This is a genomic window from Amycolatopsis pretoriensis, from assembly GCF_900107925.1.
In the GTDB taxonomy this organism is placed as follows: domain Bacteria; phylum Actinomycetota; class Actinomycetes; order Mycobacteriales; family Pseudonocardiaceae; genus Amycolatopsis; species Amycolatopsis pretoriensis.
In genome coordinates this window covers 335,077-350,048 of sequence record NZ_FNUJ01000009.1, presented here as the reverse complement: position 1 = coordinate 350,048, position 14,972 = coordinate 335,077, and the positions used below count along the sequence as shown (strand labels likewise).

13 protein-coding genes are annotated in these 14,972 nt (G+C 70.5%); 2 read left to right on the top strand and 11 right to left on the bottom strand.

The features are described from left to right. The first annotated feature begins 54 nt into the window (after positions 1 to 54). The gene (locus BLV96_RS37255) at positions 55 to 375 is read left to right on the top strand and encodes an ArsR/SmtB family transcription factor (protein ID WP_086671947.1); all 321 of its coding nucleotides are present in this window, start codon (positions 55 to 57) and stop codon (positions 373 to 375) included. Next, positions 372 to 884 (top strand): SRPBCC domain-containing protein, encoded by a 513-nt coding sequence (locus BLV96_RS37250; RefSeq protein WP_086671945.1) that lies wholly within the window; start codon positions 372 to 374, stop codon positions 882 to 884. The genes BLV96_RS37255 and BLV96_RS37250 overlap by 4 nt, the downstream gene beginning before the upstream one ends. Before the next feature lie 49 nt (positions 885 to 933). Here the strand turns inward: BLV96_RS37250 and BLV96_RS37245 are convergent, their stop codons facing one another. The 11 genes from BLV96_RS37245 to BLV96_RS37195 all read right to left on the bottom strand — a co-directional run bounded on the left by BLV96_RS37245 (position 934) and on the right by BLV96_RS37195 (position 14,831). Further along, positions 934 to 1,902: an N-acetylglucosamine kinase gene (locus BLV96_RS37245; protein ID WP_086671943.1), complete on the bottom strand. Its 969-nt coding sequence runs from the start codon at positions 1,900 to 1,902 to the stop codon at positions 934 to 936. Further along, positions 1,899 to 3,164 (bottom strand): 6-phospho-beta-glucosidase, encoded by a 1,266-nt coding sequence (locus tag BLV96_RS37240; RefSeq protein ID WP_086671941.1) that lies wholly within the window; start codon positions 3,162 to 3,164, stop codon positions 1,899 to 1,901. The genes BLV96_RS37245 and BLV96_RS37240 overlap by 4 nt, the downstream gene beginning before the upstream one ends. Continuing rightward, positions 3,161 to 4,051, bottom strand: a complete 891-nt coding sequence (locus tag BLV96_RS37235; protein ID WP_086671939.1) for a carbohydrate ABC transporter permease — start codon at positions 4,049 to 4,051, stop codon at positions 3,161 to 3,163. The genes BLV96_RS37240 and BLV96_RS37235 overlap by 4 nt, the downstream gene beginning before the upstream one ends. Further along, positions 4,048 to 5,031, bottom strand: coding sequence for a carbohydrate ABC transporter permease (locus BLV96_RS37230; RefSeq protein ID WP_167379861.1), 984 nt, complete (start codon positions 5,029 to 5,031; stop codon positions 4,048 to 4,050). Before BLV96_RS37230 ends, BLV96_RS37235 begins: the two co-directional genes overlap by 4 nt. Further along, positions 5,028 to 6,386 (bottom strand): extracellular solute-binding protein, encoded by a 1,359-nt coding sequence (locus tag BLV96_RS37225; RefSeq protein WP_086671937.1) that lies wholly within the window; start codon positions 6,384 to 6,386, stop codon positions 5,028 to 5,030. Before BLV96_RS37225 ends, BLV96_RS37230 begins: the two co-directional genes overlap by 4 nt. A 23-nt stretch (positions 6,387 to 6,409) precedes the next feature. After that, complete coding sequence (locus BLV96_RS37220; protein ID WP_086671936.1) at positions 6,410 to 7,606, bottom strand: ROK family protein; 1,197 nt, start codon at positions 7,604 to 7,606, stop codon at positions 6,410 to 6,412. Positions 7,607 to 7,835: 229 nt separating this feature from the next. Beyond that, the gene (gene nudC / locus BLV96_RS37215; protein ID WP_086671934.1) at positions 7,836 to 8,855 is read right to left on the bottom strand and encodes an NAD(+) diphosphatase; all 1,020 of its coding nucleotides are present in this window, start codon (positions 8,853 to 8,855) and stop codon (positions 7,836 to 7,838) included. Continuing rightward, positions 8,855 to 10,234: a M16 family metallopeptidase gene (locus tag BLV96_RS37210; protein WP_086671931.1), complete on the bottom strand. Its 1,380-nt coding sequence runs from the start codon at positions 10,232 to 10,234 to the stop codon at positions 8,855 to 8,857. Before BLV96_RS37210 ends, nudC begins: the two co-directional genes overlap by 1 nt. Continuing rightward, the gene (locus tag BLV96_RS37205; protein ID WP_086671929.1) at positions 10,231 to 11,523 is read right to left on the bottom strand and encodes a M16 family metallopeptidase; all 1,293 of its coding nucleotides are present in this window, start codon (positions 11,521 to 11,523) and stop codon (positions 10,231 to 10,233) included. The genes BLV96_RS37210 and BLV96_RS37205 overlap by 4 nt, the downstream gene beginning before the upstream one ends. 69 nt (positions 11,524 to 11,592) lie before the next feature. Continuing rightward, a complete protein-coding gene (locus BLV96_RS37200; RefSeq protein WP_086671927.1) occupies positions 11,593 to 13,116 on the bottom strand; it encodes a DUF2207 family protein in 1,524 nt (507 codons plus the stop codon). Between the two features lie 2 nt (positions 13,117 to 13,118). Further along, the gene (locus tag BLV96_RS37195; RefSeq protein ID WP_167379869.1) at positions 13,119 to 14,831 is read right to left on the bottom strand and encodes a DUF2207 domain-containing protein; all 1,713 of its coding nucleotides are present in this window, start codon (positions 14,829 to 14,831) and stop codon (positions 13,119 to 13,121) included. Positions 14,832 to 14,972: the final 141 nt, after the last annotated feature.

Below are 14,972 nucleotides of genomic sequence, written 5' to 3'. Positions count from 1 at the left end.
CGTGAAAGTGCCGCACGTTGACATGTGACCTTTTGGTCACCTATCCTCGCTCGAGTGCAAGACGACCTGGTGTTCAAGGCGCTGGCGGATCCGACCCGCCGGTTCCTGCTCGACCTGCTCTTCGAGCGTGACGGCCGCACGCTCACCGAGCTGGAGACCCAGGTCGAGATGACCCGCTTCGGCGTCATGAAGCACCTGAAGCTCCTGGAAGAGGCCGGGCTCGTCGTCACGCGGAAGGACGGCCGCGAGAAGCGGCACTTCCTCAACCCCGTGCCCATCCGGCAGATCCACGACCGGTGGATCGACAAGTACACCGAGCGCCACGTCACCGCGCTGCTCGACCTCAAGAACGAACTGGAAGGCGAAGAACCATGACGGACACCGTGCAGGTCTACCGCGTCTACATCAAGGCTTCCCCGGAGCGCATCTGGGACGCCATCACGAAGCCCGAGTGGACGGCGAAGTACGGCTACACCGGCCTGGTCGACTTCGACCTGCGGCCCGGCGGCAAGCACCGCACCCGCCCGACGCAGGCATTCATCGACGCCGGGATGACCGGCGACCTCGTCGACGGCGAGGTCCTCGAGGTGGACCCGCCGCGGAAGCTGGTCCTCACCTGGAAGCTGCTGATGGCGCCCGGGGACGTGAGCGAGGAGCCCTACACGACGCTCACCTACGAGATCGAGGAGTCCAAGACCGCCGGCACCCGGCTGACCGTGACCCACGACGTCACCGGCGCGCCCACGATCGCCGGGATGGTCAGCGGCGCCTTCGAGCGGCTCGACGCGCCGCCGAACGAGAACGCGGGCGGCGGCTGGGCCTGGATCCTCTCCGACCTCAAGTCCCTGCTCGAGACCGGCGACACCATCGTCCCCGCGCCGTGAAGTGGGTCTGGTGGCCTGCCTCGCGCCGCTTCGAGGCAGGCCACCAGGTCTAGGTGCGCTGGGTCGCCGCCTTGAGCGCCGCTTTCGCGGCCTCCGACGCACCCAGCGTGTCGAGTCCGAACAACGCCGCTCCCACCACGGGGTTCACGTCCACGACGCGGACCACCGCGCGCGGCGCCACTTTCAGGCACCGCTTTTCGATCTCCGCGATCACCGCCGCGCCGATGCCGGTCAGGACCCCGCCGCCGAGGACGATCTCCGGCGCGTCCTCGGTCAGGTCCAGCTCGCGCAGGATCACCGCCGCGAAGACGCTGACCTCCTCGACGAACCGCGTGACGATCTCCTGCGCGACCTCGTCACCGGCCGCCGCGACTTCGAACAGCAGCGGGCACAAGCCGTGGATCGACGCCGTGTCGATCTCCTCGAAGTGCAGGCCCTGCACGACGTCCAGCAGCGTCGGCTTGCCGAAGTACGCCGCCACCGCCGGCATCAACGCGGTCCGCGGGCCGCGGCCGTCCTCGGCACGCACGGCCCACCACAGGGCTTCCTCGCCGAGCCGGTAGCCGCCACCCCAGTCGCCGGAAATCTTGCCCAGCGCGGGAAAGCGGTGGACGCGGCCGTCCGGGCCGACGCCGGCGCCGTTGATCCCGGCACCGCACACGACCGCGACACCCACCCCCGCGCTGCCCGCCCGGAGCAGCGCGAGGGTGTCGTTGCCGACCGTCAGGGTGTCGCTCCACCCGCGCGCGGACAGCGCCGCGTGCAGCGCCTCCTCCTCGCGCGGGAAGTCCAGCCCGGCCAGGTACGCCGAGGTGTGCACGGCGAACGGCTTCTCCCCGAGGCCCGGGTAGGCCTCCAGGACCAGGCCTTCCAGCGCCGTGACGCAGGCCGCGACGCCGATGTTCTGCGGCGACGCGCCGGGACCGCGGGACTTGCCCAGCACCACGCCGTCGTCCGAGATCACCAGGACCTCGGTCTTGCTGTTGCCGCCGTCGATCGCGATAATCGCAGGCCTCATCCGCGCGCCCAGGGCAGGTACTCGCGGTTGATCTGCACCAGCGAGTCGGCGAGCGTGTCGGCCTTGCTGTACTGACCGACCAGCGGGTGCGCCAGCAGCGCGTCCGCCACGCGGTCGCGGCCGCCCTTCAGCGCCGCTTCCAAAGCCAGGAACTCGTACGCCGTCGTCGCCGAGATCAGGCCCGAGTACTGAGGCTCCACCGCCGGCTGCGGAATCGGCGTCGCACCCTTGGAGTCCACAGTGGACCTGGTTTCGATGACGGCGTCGTCCGGCAGGAACGGGAAAGTCCCGTCGTTGCGGACGTTCACCACGTGCTCCTCGGCCGGCCCGCCCGCGGTCAGCGCGTGCACGAGCTGCACAGCGGCCTCCGAGTAGTACGCGCCGCCGCGCTTTTCGAGGGACTCCGGCTTGGTGTTCTGGTCCGGGTCGAGGTAGATCTTCAGCAGTTCTTCCTCGACGTCGGACACGACGTCCGCGCGCGGCCGCTCGGTGCGCTGCTTGGTGACCTGCTCGTCGTGCGCGTAGAAGTACTTGAGGTAGTACGACGGCACGACGTTCATGCGCCGCAACCACTTCTCCGGCACGCTGACCTCATTGGACAGGTAGTCCAAGTGCTGGTCCAGCAGCTCCGGGAGCCGGTCGACGCCGTCGACGAGCGCGCCGCGTTCCCAGCTCAGGTGGTTCAGTCCGGTGTGGACGAGCTTGACGTCGTCCGCGCCGACACCGAGCAGCTTGCCGAACTGGCGCTGCAGGTTGATCGCGACGTTGCACAGCCCGACCGCGCGGTGGCCCTCGTTGAGCAGGGCGCGCGTGACGATGCCGACCGGGTTGGTGAAGTTGACGATCCACGTGTCGTCACCGGCGATCTTGCGGACGCGGTCGGCGATGTCGAGGACCACCGGCACCGTGCGCAGCGCCTTCGCCAGGCCGCCCGCGCCGGTCGTCTCCTGCCCGACGCAGCCGCAGGCGTGCGGGAACGTCTCATCGGAGCGCCGGGCCCGCTGCCCGCCGACGCGCAGCTGGATCAGCACGGCGGAAGCACCGTCGACGCCCTCTTCGAGCGACTGCGTCGTCCTGACCCGCGCGGGGTGACCGGCGTGGTCGAGCAGGCGCTGGCTGAACCCGCCGACGGCCTCGACGCGGTAGGCGTCCGGGTCGACCAGCACGATCTCGTCGACGTCCAAAGTGGACCGGCGCCCGGCGATCCCGTCGATCAGCTCCGGCGTGTAGGTGGACCCGCCACCGACGACTGCCAGCTTCATCCCTTGACTCCCGTGAATGTGATGCCCTTGACGAACGACTTCTGGGCGAAGATGAACAGCACGATCACCGGCGCCATGATCAGCGCGGTCGCCGCCATCGTCATGTTCCACTCGACGTGGTGCATGCCGCGGAAGGACGCGATCGCGAGCGAAAGCGGCCAGTGGTCCTGGTTCTCGCCGGTGTAGAGCAGCGGCCCGAAGTAGTCGTTCCAGGTGAACAGGAAGCAGAACATCGCGGTGGCCGCGATCCCCGGCTTGGCCATCGGGATCAGCACCCGGACCATCGCCTGGAACTCGTTGCAGCCGTCGATCTTCGCCGCTTCGATGTAGTCCTTCGGAATGGTGAGGAAGAACTGGCGGAGCAGGAAGATCGAGAACGCGTCGAAGAAGAAGTACGGCACGATCAGCGGGACCAGCGTGCCGGTGAGGCCCATCCGGACCCACAGGTCGTACAGCGGCACGACGGTGACCTGCGGTGGCAGCAGCATCGCCGCCACGGTCAGCATGAAGAACAGGTTCTGCCCGCGCCACCGCAGTTTCGCCAGCCCGTACGCGGCCGGGATCGCCGAAAGCAGCGCTCCCGCCGTCGCCAGCGCCGAATACAGCAGGCTGTTGCCGAAGTATTCGAGCAGCGGCGCCTTCTTGAACACCTCCACGAAGTTCTCGAAGTGCCATTCGCTCGGCCACAGGCTCGCCGTCATCGCCTGGTCGCTCTTCATCACCGCGGTGAGGAACACGAACAGCAGCGGCAGCGTGAAGATCACGCCCATCGCGATGCCGACCGAATGCAGCGCGATGAACGACAGCCGCTTGTCCCAGTTCCGCTTGAACCGCACCTTCGGCGGTACGCCCGCGTCGCGCTGCGGCGCTTCGGCCACGGCGGTCATGCGCCCTCCTCCTGGTGCTGGGACTTCCGGAGCTGCCGCACCAGGATCCACGTGAAGCCCGCGGAAACGATGAACAGCAGCACCGCCATCGCGGCCGCGTAACCCATGTTGAAGTAGCGGAACCCCTGGACGTACAGCCAGATCGGGTACGTCAGCGTCGAGTTCTGCGGTGCCCCGATGAGCTTCGAGTTGCCGGCGACGTCGGCGGTACCCGCGGACGCGGAAGCCGCCACGATCGCCTGGGTGAAGAACTGCAGCGCGTAGATGATCGAGTTGACCACGCCGAACAGCAGCACCGGCGAGATCGACGGCAGCGTGACGTGCCAGAACCGGCGGATCGGGCCGGCGCCGTCGAGCTCGGCGGCCTCGTACTGCTCGGTCGGGACGTCGAGCAGCGCGGCCAGGATGATGATCATCAGCTCGCCGGAGCCCCACAGCGCCAGCAGCGTCAGCGCGGGCTTCGACATCTCGGGGCTGTTGAACCAGAGCCCGCCGTCGATGCCGACGAGCCGCAGGAACCGGTTGACCGGGCCGAACTCCGGGTTGAACACGAAGACGAAGGCCAGCGTCGCCGCCGCCGGCGGGGCGAGCGTCGGCAGGTAGCAGAGCGTGCGGACCAGGCCGACACCCGACTTGAGCCGGGAGATCACCGACGCGACGCCGAGGGAGAACACCACCCGGCACACCGTCAGGACGACGACCAGCCACAGCGTGTTGTACGCGGCCGTGCCGACCAGCGGCTCGCTGGTGAACATCCGGACGTAGTTGTCGAAGCCGATGAACACCGGCGGGTTGATCAGGTCGTACCGGGTGAAGGAGTAGTAGACCGTCGCGATCAGCGGGTAGCCGAAGAAGATCAGGAACCCGACGAACGCGGGCGCCATGAAGAGGAAGACGGTCCGGCGGCGCTTGGCCCGGCGGGCCCCCGCCCGCACCTTCGCAGGTGCGGACGGGGAAGCCTTTTCGGCGAGCGTCGTCATCCGCCCGCGCCCTTCTGCTTCAGCTCGTCGTTGATCTGCGCGTCGACCTTCTGCAGGCCCGCGGTCAGATCGGGGATCGAGCCGGCCTGCCACTTCTCGGCGAAGTCGTTGACCGCCTTGAGGTGCGCGTCACCGATCGGCGTGGTCTGGTTCGAGACGAGCTTGCCGCTGTCGTACATGTCGAGGAACGTCTTGAACTGCGGCTGCAGGTCGAGGCGCGGCGACGTCAGCGAGGCCTTGGTGCTGGGCACGTTCTTCAGGCCGTTGGCCATGTCCACCAGGGTGTCGGTGTCCAGGGTGACCTGCTTGATCAGCTCCCACGCGGCGCCGGGGTTCTTGGCGCCCTTGGGGATCGCGATGATCGTGCCGGTGGTGAAGGCACTGCCGTACTTGTCCGCCATGGTGGTGAGCACCGGGGCGGGCGCGGTGGCGTAGTTCAGGGTCGGCGCCTGGTCCTTGATGAACGCGGTGCGGAACTCACCGTCGTAGATCATCGCCAGCTTGCCCTTCTGGAAGCCGTTGTCGGCGGAGTACTCGTCCCCGAGACCGGCCTTGAACTTCTCGACCTTGTCGTGGCCACCGAGCGCGTCGATCAGCTTCTGCTGGAACTCGAACATCGCCTTCCAGCCGGGGTTGGTGGCGAGGTCCGACTTGCCGTCCGGGCCGAGGAACGGCGCGCCGAAGTTCGGCGCCCAGTACTGGGCCTGGTTGGCGTAGAACGGCATCGACGGCAGGAAGCCGGCGACCTTGATCGAGCCGTCCGCGTTGTACTCGGTCAGCTTCTTGGCGTCCTCGAGCAGCTCGTCCGTGGTCTTCGGCGGCGAGGTGACGCCCTTCGCCGCGAACATGTCCTTGTTGTAGTAGAAGCCGTAGACGTCGGCGAGCATCGGCATCGCGCACCGCTTGCCCTGGTACTCGGTGTAGTTGCGGACGGCCTCGGGGATTTGGTTCAGGTCGATCTTGTCGCGCTCGATGTAGGGCTTCAGGTCCTGGAAGCTGCCGGTGGAGCACCAGGCACCGAGGTTGTCGGTGTAGAACGAGATCGCGACGTCGGGTGGGTTGCCGCCGCGGATCGACTGGGTGAGCTTGTCGTCGTCCTGGTTGCCCTCGTGCTTGATCTCGATGTTCGGGAACTTCGCCTTGAGCTTGTTGAGCCCCGCCGTCACGACGCCGTACTCGCGGTCGGTGAACTTCGAGTACACGGTGATCGTGAGCTTGTCGTCCTTGCCGGGCGCGGCCGCGGCGTCACCCCCGCTCGGGGCGGCGGCGCCGGAACAGGCGCTGGTCAGCAGGACGGACGCCGCGGCGGCGGCCACCAGCAGGGCGCCTCGGCGGGTCCGGGTGGTAGGGGGCATGGCCCTCCTCCTCATCGGTCGGTCTACTCGGTCGGGGACGGGTGCTTTCGTCCTCGGGCCTGCGACCCGAGGAGCGTGGGGGTGACGACGCCGAAGACGTCCTCACGGGCGGTGGCCAGCGCGGACTGCAGCGCACCGGCGCGGACGGCGTTGCCCTGCACGGAAGCGCAGCCGACGGGCGTGCGCGGCAGGACCAGTTCGTGGAGCTTTTCCTGCACCAGCGCGGCGAACACCTCACCACCGGCGCGGCTGGTGTCGCCGCAGAGGAGCACGAGCTGCGGGTCGGCGACGGCGACGAGGTTGGCGACGCCGCCGGCGACCCGCCTCGCCAGATCGTGTCGGAAAGGATGGTCCGGTCCGGTTTTCGCCACGGCATCCCAGGCGGTCGCGGCTTCGATGCCGTGCGCGGCGGCGAGCCGGCAGATGGCGGGCGAGTCGACGAGGTTGCCGAACCGCGCGCCGGCCTCGGGCCAGACGTCACCGGTGTCCACTGTGGCCGGATCGGGTACGCGCATCCAGTCGATCTCACCGCCGCCACCGGTGGCCCCGCGCAGCAACCGCCGCCCGATCACGACGGCGCCACCGACGCCTTCGGACAGCCAGACCATGACGAAGTCGTCGACGTCCTGCGCCTGTCCGACGCTCATCTCCTCGACGGCGACGAGGTTGACGTCGTTCTCGATGAGGACGTCGACGCCGAGCTCGTCGGAGAGCTTCTGCGGGACGTCGAAGCCGAGCCAGCCGGGGATGTGCGGAGCGGAGGACAGCAGGCCGGTCCGCGGATCGAACGCCCCCTGCGCGCCGATCACGACGTGGGCCAGGTCTTCCCGGTTGATCCCGGCGTCGCCGGCGACCTTCTGGAGTGCTTCGCCGAAGGTCCCGACGACGTCGGCCCCGGCGTGCACGGGCAGCGGCGTGCGGTGTTCGGCGAGCACGACCCCGGCGACATCGGCGACGACGAAGTCGGCGACGTGCGGGGTCAGATCGACGGCGGCGACGAAGGCGAGACCGCCGTTGGCCGCCCAGAGCTGGGCGCGCGGGCCCCGGCCACCACCCCGGACACCGGCTTTCACGACGAGGTTGTCGAGTTCGAGCCGGGTGATGAGCTGCGCGGTGGCGGGTTTGGACAGCCCGATGGCGAGCTCGAGTTCGGCACGCGTCAGCGGCCCCTCCCGAAGGAGGACCTCGATGGCGGCGCGATCGTTGATCTCGCGCAGCATCCGCGGGCTACCGGCTCGCACTGACTTGCTCCCGACTTAATTAGGATACTTTACAGACGGTTTCGCAGGACTGTAGTGAGCCGGAGCACAGCCGTCAACGGTCTCTTGAAACGGCGAGGTAACGCTTGCCACCGGACTGGGCTACTTGGCGGAAACGTGCACAGGGCGCAACGAAAACGGCCCCGGCGGGTAGCCGGGGCCGTTCGTGGTCGCGCTCTGTGGCGGGCGGTTACTCCTCCGCGTCCGCCCAGGCCTTGAGCATCACGCGGGCGATGGACGAATTCCCCGGCAGGATGATCTCCGCCGCCCCGTCGGCGATCGGCGTCGGCTTGGAACCCTCGCCCCGGACCGCGCTGTTCGCGAACGCCTCACGCACCTCCGCCCGCGAAACCCACAGCGCCTCTTCGATCTCCCCATCCGCCGGCACCAGCGGCAACGACCGGTCCGCCCGCGCCGTGAAGCCCAGCATGATGGACCGCGGGAACGGCCACGGCTGGCTGCCGAGGTACCGGACGTCCGAGACGGCCGCCCCCACCTCTTCGCGGATCTCCCGGACCACGCAAGCCTCGAGCGACTCGCCCGCCTCGACGAACCCCGCCAGCACCGAATACCGCCCCGCCGGCCAGATCGGCTGGCGGGCCAGCAGCACGTGCGAGCCGTTCGTGCCCTCCAGTGAATGGACCAGGCAGATCACCGCCGGGTCCGTGCGGGGGTACTCCTCGCGGCCGTCGTTCGTGCACTTGCTCGCCCAGCCGAACTGGATCAGCTCCGTCGGATGGCCGCAGCGCGTGCAGAACTTGGCCTGGCGACGCCAAAAGCGCAACGCCTGCGCCGTCGTGAACAGGCCCGCCGACGTGTCGTCCAGCAGGTCTCCGTAGCCGCGCAGGTCGACCCAGACCTCGCCGTCTGCGCGCGGGACCTCCTCCACGAAACCCCAGCTGCCCGCCATTTTCACGGTGTCAGCCGAACCCGACGGGCCGCCCGGCAGCGACCAGTAGTCCGTGTCCTGCCACTCGCCCAGGAACACCGCGTCCGCCGGGGGCGCCGCGCCGAAGTCGATCGCCTTCCGGAACGCCAGGACCGCGGTGCCTTCGACGACCGGGGTGCGCCCGGTGTCGTCCAGCAGGACGACCCGGGCGTCGGCCCAGCGCGACAACAGCCGCGACGGGTTGGTGCGCAGGCCTTCCTGCCGGTCCACAGTGGAACGCGACAGGGTCGGCAGCGAACCGAGCGAGAACGGGACGGACATCAGGCGGGCTCGCCCACGACGACGTCGCCCAGGGACAGCAGCTTGCGCTCCAGCACACCCGCGTCGCCGACCACCACGCCCGTGAACCGCTTGGGGGCGAAGAACTTCAGCGCCGCTTCGGCCACCTCGTCGGCCGTCACCGCCGCCACCCGCGCCGGGTGCTCGTTCAGCCACTCCAGGCCCAGCCCGGTCGACGCCAGCGCCAGCACCTGCCCGGCCAGCCCGGACTGCGACGACGTCGACGTCAGCAGCGACCCGATCGCGTACTGCCGCACCGACTCCAGCTCGTCGCCGGTCGGCGGGACCTGGCCGAGGCGGCCCAGCTCGTAGCGGGTCTCCAGCAGCGCCGGCGCGGTCGCTTCGGTGGCCGTGTCCGCGTCGACGTTGACCACCGCGGTGCCGTTGGTGAACTCGAACCCGGAGTGCGCGGAGTACGTGTACCCCTTGTTCTCGCGGATGTTCTCCACCAGCCGCGACGAGAAGTACCCGCCGTAGGCCAGGTTCGCCAGCTGCAGCGCCGCGTAACCCGGGTCGGTGCGCGGCACGGTCTGCGCCGACAGCCGGATCTGCGACTGCACGGCCCCGGCGCGCGGCACCAGCAGCACGTTCGGCCCGGTCAGGTCCGGCAGCGGCGGCAGCCGGACGGCGGAGCGGTCGGACGCCCAGCCGCCGAGCACCTTCTCCAGGTCACCGAGCACCGACGAGGGGTCGAGGTCGCCGACCAGCACCAGCACCGCGCCGCGCGGCAGCACCGACGCTTGGTGCAGCGCCCGGACCTGCTCCGGCGTCACGACCGCGACGTCTTCGGCGCGCGGGACCTCGCGCGTGGCCGGGTGGTCACCGTAGCGGTGCTTCTGCAGCGCCTCCCGCGCGATCGTGCGCGGCTGCGTGCGCGAGACGGCGATCCGCTCGACGAGCCGTTCCTTCTCGCGCGCGATCTCGTCGTCGGCGTACGTCGCTCCGGTGAGGACGTCGCCGAGGACGTCGAGGAACGTCGGGAGCTTGTCGGCGAGCGCGGATCCGGTCAGCACCAGGCGTTCCGGGTCGACGCCGGCGCCGATGTCGCCGCCGATCAGCGCCAGTTCGGCGTCGATTTCGATGCGGTTGCGCCGCGCCGTGCCGGTCAGGATCGTCTCGGCGAGCACCTCGGCCGTGGCCGGGTGCAGCGCGTCGTCGCCCGCGAACGGGATCCACAGCCGGGCCTCGACCAGCGGCACGGTCGCCTTGCGCACGGCCAGCACGCGCAGGCCGTTGGACAACGAAGTGTCCACATGGGACAGGTCCGCGGCGGCGCGCTGCTCGCCCAGCGGCGGCAGCGGGCGCGGCCCCCGCGTGGTGCGGCCGATCTCGTCCGCACTGCGGTGCGTTGCAGAAGTCACTGCTCGTTGTTCCCTTCCGAAGCGGGCTTGACCACCAGCACGGCGCGCGCGTCGGGGCGCAGCGCCTTCGCCGCCGCCGAAACGGCTTCCGAGGTGACGGCGGACATCCGGTCCGCGAGCTTGTACACCAGCGACGCGTCGCCGTAGAGCAGCTCGAACGAACCGAGGGCCAGCGTCCGGGACACCAGCCGGTCGTGCTCGGAGTGCAGGCTCGCCGTCCAGCGGGCGGTGACCTTGCGCAGCTCCTCCTCGCTCGGCGGGGTCTCGGCGAGCTTCTCCAGCTCGTCGTCCAGCGCGGCGAGCACGCGCTCGCGCGGCACCTCGTGCGGGTGGATCAGGGTGACGGTGAACGTGTCGGGGTCGCGTGCCTCGAACGGGCCGAAGAGCCCGGCGCCGGCGCCGATGTCGACCACCAGGGGCTCCTTGTGCACCAGCCGCTGCTGCAGCCGGGAGCCGTCGCCGTCGGTGAGGACGCCGGCGAGCACGAGGTAGGCCAGGTAGCCGTCGACGTCGTTGACCGGGTCGGGCATCCGGTAGCCGATGCCGAGGGCGGGCAGCGGGGCGTGCGGGTCTTCGACCTCGCCGTGCAGCTCGGTGGTCGGCAGCGGCTCGGCGAACGACGGCCGCTGCGGCGCGGGCCGGTGCGGGACGTCGCCGAAGTGCGTCTCGATCAGCTTCTTGGCGTTGTCGACCTCGAAGTCGCCGGCCACGGTGAGCACGGCGTTCGCCGGCGCGTAGTAGGTGTCGAAGAACGCGGCGCAGTCTTCGACCGTCGCGCTCTCGAGGTCCTCGAAACCGCCGTAACCGTTGTGCGCGTTGGGGAACGTCGAGTACAGCACCGGCGGCAGGGTGATCCACGGGAACCCGCCGTAGGGCCGGTTCAGCACGTTGAGCCGGATCTCCTCCTTGACGACGTCGATCTGGTTCGCCAGGTTCTCGGCGGTCAGCTTCGGCGCGCGCATCCGGTCGGCCTCGAGGAACAGCGCGCGTTCGAGCGCGGCGCTCGGCAGCACCTCGAAGTAGTCCGTGTAGTCCGGGTGGGTGGACCCGTTGAAGGTGCCGCCGCTGGACTGGACGTGCCGGAAGTGGGCGAGCTTCTCGAGGCTCTCCGAGCCCTGGAACATCAAGTGCTCGAAGAGGTGCGCGAAACCGGTGCGCCCCTCGGGCTCGGAGCGGAAGCCCACGTCGTAGTGGACACTGACGCCGACCACCGGCGCGGTCGCGTCGGGGGCGAGGACCACCCGCAGACCGTTGTCGAGGGTGTATCGGACGAGCTCGGGATCGGCCATGGCCCCACCCTACGACGACCCACCGGCTGTCGGCTGCCCGGCTCGTGAGTGGTATTTCGGGTTAGAACCCTAATTGCCACTCACGACATCTCGGAAACGGGCGCGGTGGGCGGCGGCGAAGGTGCCCGCCAACGCCGTCGCGAAGGATCCGGCCTGGTCAGGGCTGATGTCGCCGTCGTGCCAGTAGACCGGCGGCGGGTGCTCGAGCCCGTCGAACGCGGCCACCCACGGGCTCAGTTCGCCCAGAGCGAGCGCGTACGGGAGGCCACGCGAGAACACCACTTCACGTTGGGTTTTGTCGAAGTCCTTCGCCCGGGTGGTGGCCAGTTCTTCGGCGACGCCGCGCAGCCGCCGCGCGACCTCGGCGCCCGCGTGCCGGCGCGCGGGCAGCGTCGCCGAGACGACGACGGCGGCGGCCCCGGCCAGCGCGAGGATCACGCCGAGCTGGGCGTACCCGGCGGTCAGCGCCAGGAGCACGGTGAGGAACACGCCGTAGCAGACGACCCGGATCCCGGCCCGCCCGAGCCGCCGCGTCGCGAACCAGCCGCGCCGGACGACGTCGGCGCGCAGCTCGGCCCGGGGGACTTCGACGTGCCGCTGCCGCAGCTCGGCGAGGGTCACCGGCTCCTCGGGCAGGACGGCGTCGAAGACCGCATGCTCGAAGGTCGTCAAGTGCTCGTCGGCGGGGTTGCGGCGGGTCAGCGTGGGGCCGTCGCTCACCCAGAGGTAGTTGCGGACGGCGAGGTCCAGCACGGTCGCGGCCAGGTCGACGGGCCCGGCCCGGTCGTGCAGCAGCAGGCCGACGTGGCCAGGCAGCACCCCGGCCGGCGACGCGAACTCCCCCGTAGCTTTCACGTGAAAGCTCCCACCTGGGGCCGGAGCTTTCACGTGAAAGCTCCGCCGGGCGAGCAGGACCCACGCGGCCGCGGCCAGCAGGAGCGCGCCGAAGCCCGCCCACGCCCAGCCGACCGGGGCCGTGAGCACGAACGCGCCGGCGATCGTCTGGGCGGGAACCAGGACTTCGTTCGCGGGGACCGTGCCGGCGGGCAGTTCGACCGTCGCCGTCATCCGGTCGCCCGCCGCGAGGTTCTGCTGGCTGAACCGGGTCAGCCCGGCGTGGTCGATCTGCGCGGCGCCGCACGGGAAGTCGCCGACCAGGCAGTCCACGGCGGTCGGGATCTCGGGTGCCGCGAACGACGCCCGGATGAACTTGAGGTCGGTGCTCCAGCCGCCGGCCAGTTCCCACGTGACGCGGTCGCCGGCGACGGCACCGTCCACTGTGTACCGGACGACCGACGTGCCGGACGTCAGGTGGACGGTCAGCGCGTCCGCGTCCACCTGGGCGGTCCCGCTGTCTTCGAGGACGACGTCGCGGACGCCGTAGACGCGGTCGCGGTGGTGCGGGGCGGCGACCCGCAGCGGGACCCGGCGGTCCATGGTGACGCCGTTCGGCACCGAGATCGCCTCGGCGACCGAGAGCGAGCCGTCGCGCTCGACCTTGAGCTGGATCTCGGCGCTCTGCGGCACCGTCGGCAGCGGCGGCTGGTCCGGCGCCGCGGCCAGGACCAGCGCCAGCACCGCCCCGGCGAGCACGGTCAGCGGGCGGTGCGGCCGGCCGCGGTGAGCAGCCCGTCGAGCGCGGTGAGGAAGGACGGGAAGTGCGTGCCGAACCGGCGCAGGTCGTGGTCGGCTTCCATGCCGCCGTACCAGTAGAGGCCGGCCGCGCCGTCGGACGCAGGGTTGAGCGCGGCGAAGGCGCCGAGCCAGCGTTCGGTGTCGCCCAGCACGACCGCGTACGGCAGCGAGCGCGAGAACACCATTTCGCGGTCGGCGGGCGGGATGTCCTCGGCCTTCGCGGTGTGCAGGTAGTCGAGCAGGCCGCGGACCTGGCCGACGAGGGCCCGGCCGCGCGCGGTGCGCGAGGGCAGCAGCGCGGCCGCCGCGGCGACGGCGAGGCCGGCCAGCGCGACCGCGACGCCGAGCAGCGCTTCGCCGACCGTGAAGGTGAGGACGGCGGTGGCGGCCGCGCCGAGCGCGAAGATGCCGGCGCCGAGCCAGGTCAGCCGGCCGCGGGCGGTGTCGGGGCGGCGGGAGAACCAGCGCTTGGTGACGACGTCGGCGTACATCGCGTCGCTGATCTTGCGCAGGTCGAGGGCGCCGCGGGCCCGCAGCTGCGACACGAGGACGGCGTCGGTGCCGGCCGGCAGCAGCGTCTCGTAGACGGCGCGTTCGAAGTCGTGGAGGTGCTCGTCCGGCGGGTTGCGGCGGGCGATCTGCCAGTCGGGCCCCGGTACTTCGGCGAGCCAGAGGTAGTTGCGAACGGCGAGGTCGACGACGGTGGCGCTGATGTCGACGACGTCGACGGTCTCGTCGACGACCGTGCCGACCTGGCCGGGCAGGACGCCGTCCGGGCTGGCGAAGAAGACGCGGTCGCCGTCGCGCAGCAGCACCTCGACCCGGCCGGTGGTGGCGGTGAGGGCGCCCGCGTCCTCCTTGCGACGCCGGCGGACGTAGAGCCCGCCGGCGACGAGGAAGACGAGCAGGAGCGCGAAGGCGATCGCGATCAGCGGCGTGAAGGCGAAGGCGGTGGCGAAGAGGCCGACGTCGGCGAACTTCGCGGTGGCCGGGACGGTGTCCGCGGGCAGCCCGACGAGGAGGTCGACGCGGTCGCCGGGGCGGACGTCGTTCTGTTCGAGGCGCACGACGCCGGTGTGGTCGAGCTCGGCGAGCGTGCAGCGCTGGCTCGAGCCGATGGGGCCGGCGAAGCAGTCCACAGGGGACAGTCGCGGCGACGGCGCGAGGAAGGAGGCGGTGAGCTTCGCGAGCGGGGTGTCGAAGCCGCTGGCGACCTGCCAGCGGGCCTGCTGGCGGCCGCTCTGGTCGGCGACGGCGCCGTCGACGGTGTACGTGACGGTGGACGGGCCGCCGCCGAAGGTGAGGACGAGCTGGTCACCGGTCAGCTGGCTGGTCGCGGCGCCCTCGGTCTTGATGTTCCGGACGGCGAAGACGCGGTCCTGGTCGTCGCTCGCGGAGACCTTGAGGGGGACGCGCGAGGTGAGCTGCTTGCCACCGGGGACGGTGACGTGCTCGGTGACTTCGAGGGAGCCGTCCCGCAGGATCTTGAGGGCGACGTCGGCGGTGGCGCCCTCGGGCGGCTGGATGTCCTGGCCGTTCAGTTCCTGGGGTTTCTTGACCTGGTCGGAAGGCGCGTTCGGCAGCACGGGCCCGGCCGACGGCCCCTGCGCGGCGGCGGGCCCCGCGGAGAGCAGGACTATGACGGCGGCCGCGGCCGCCGTCCCCCATTTCATCGACACAGCACCACACCCTAGAGCACTCGATCTATGCTGACGCCCGGAACGGCGAGATCACCGCAGGTACGCCGGTTCCGACGGGGAAATCGCACGGGGGGTTCCGCTTTCATGACGCACGGCCCGCAGGGTCCTGGTTCC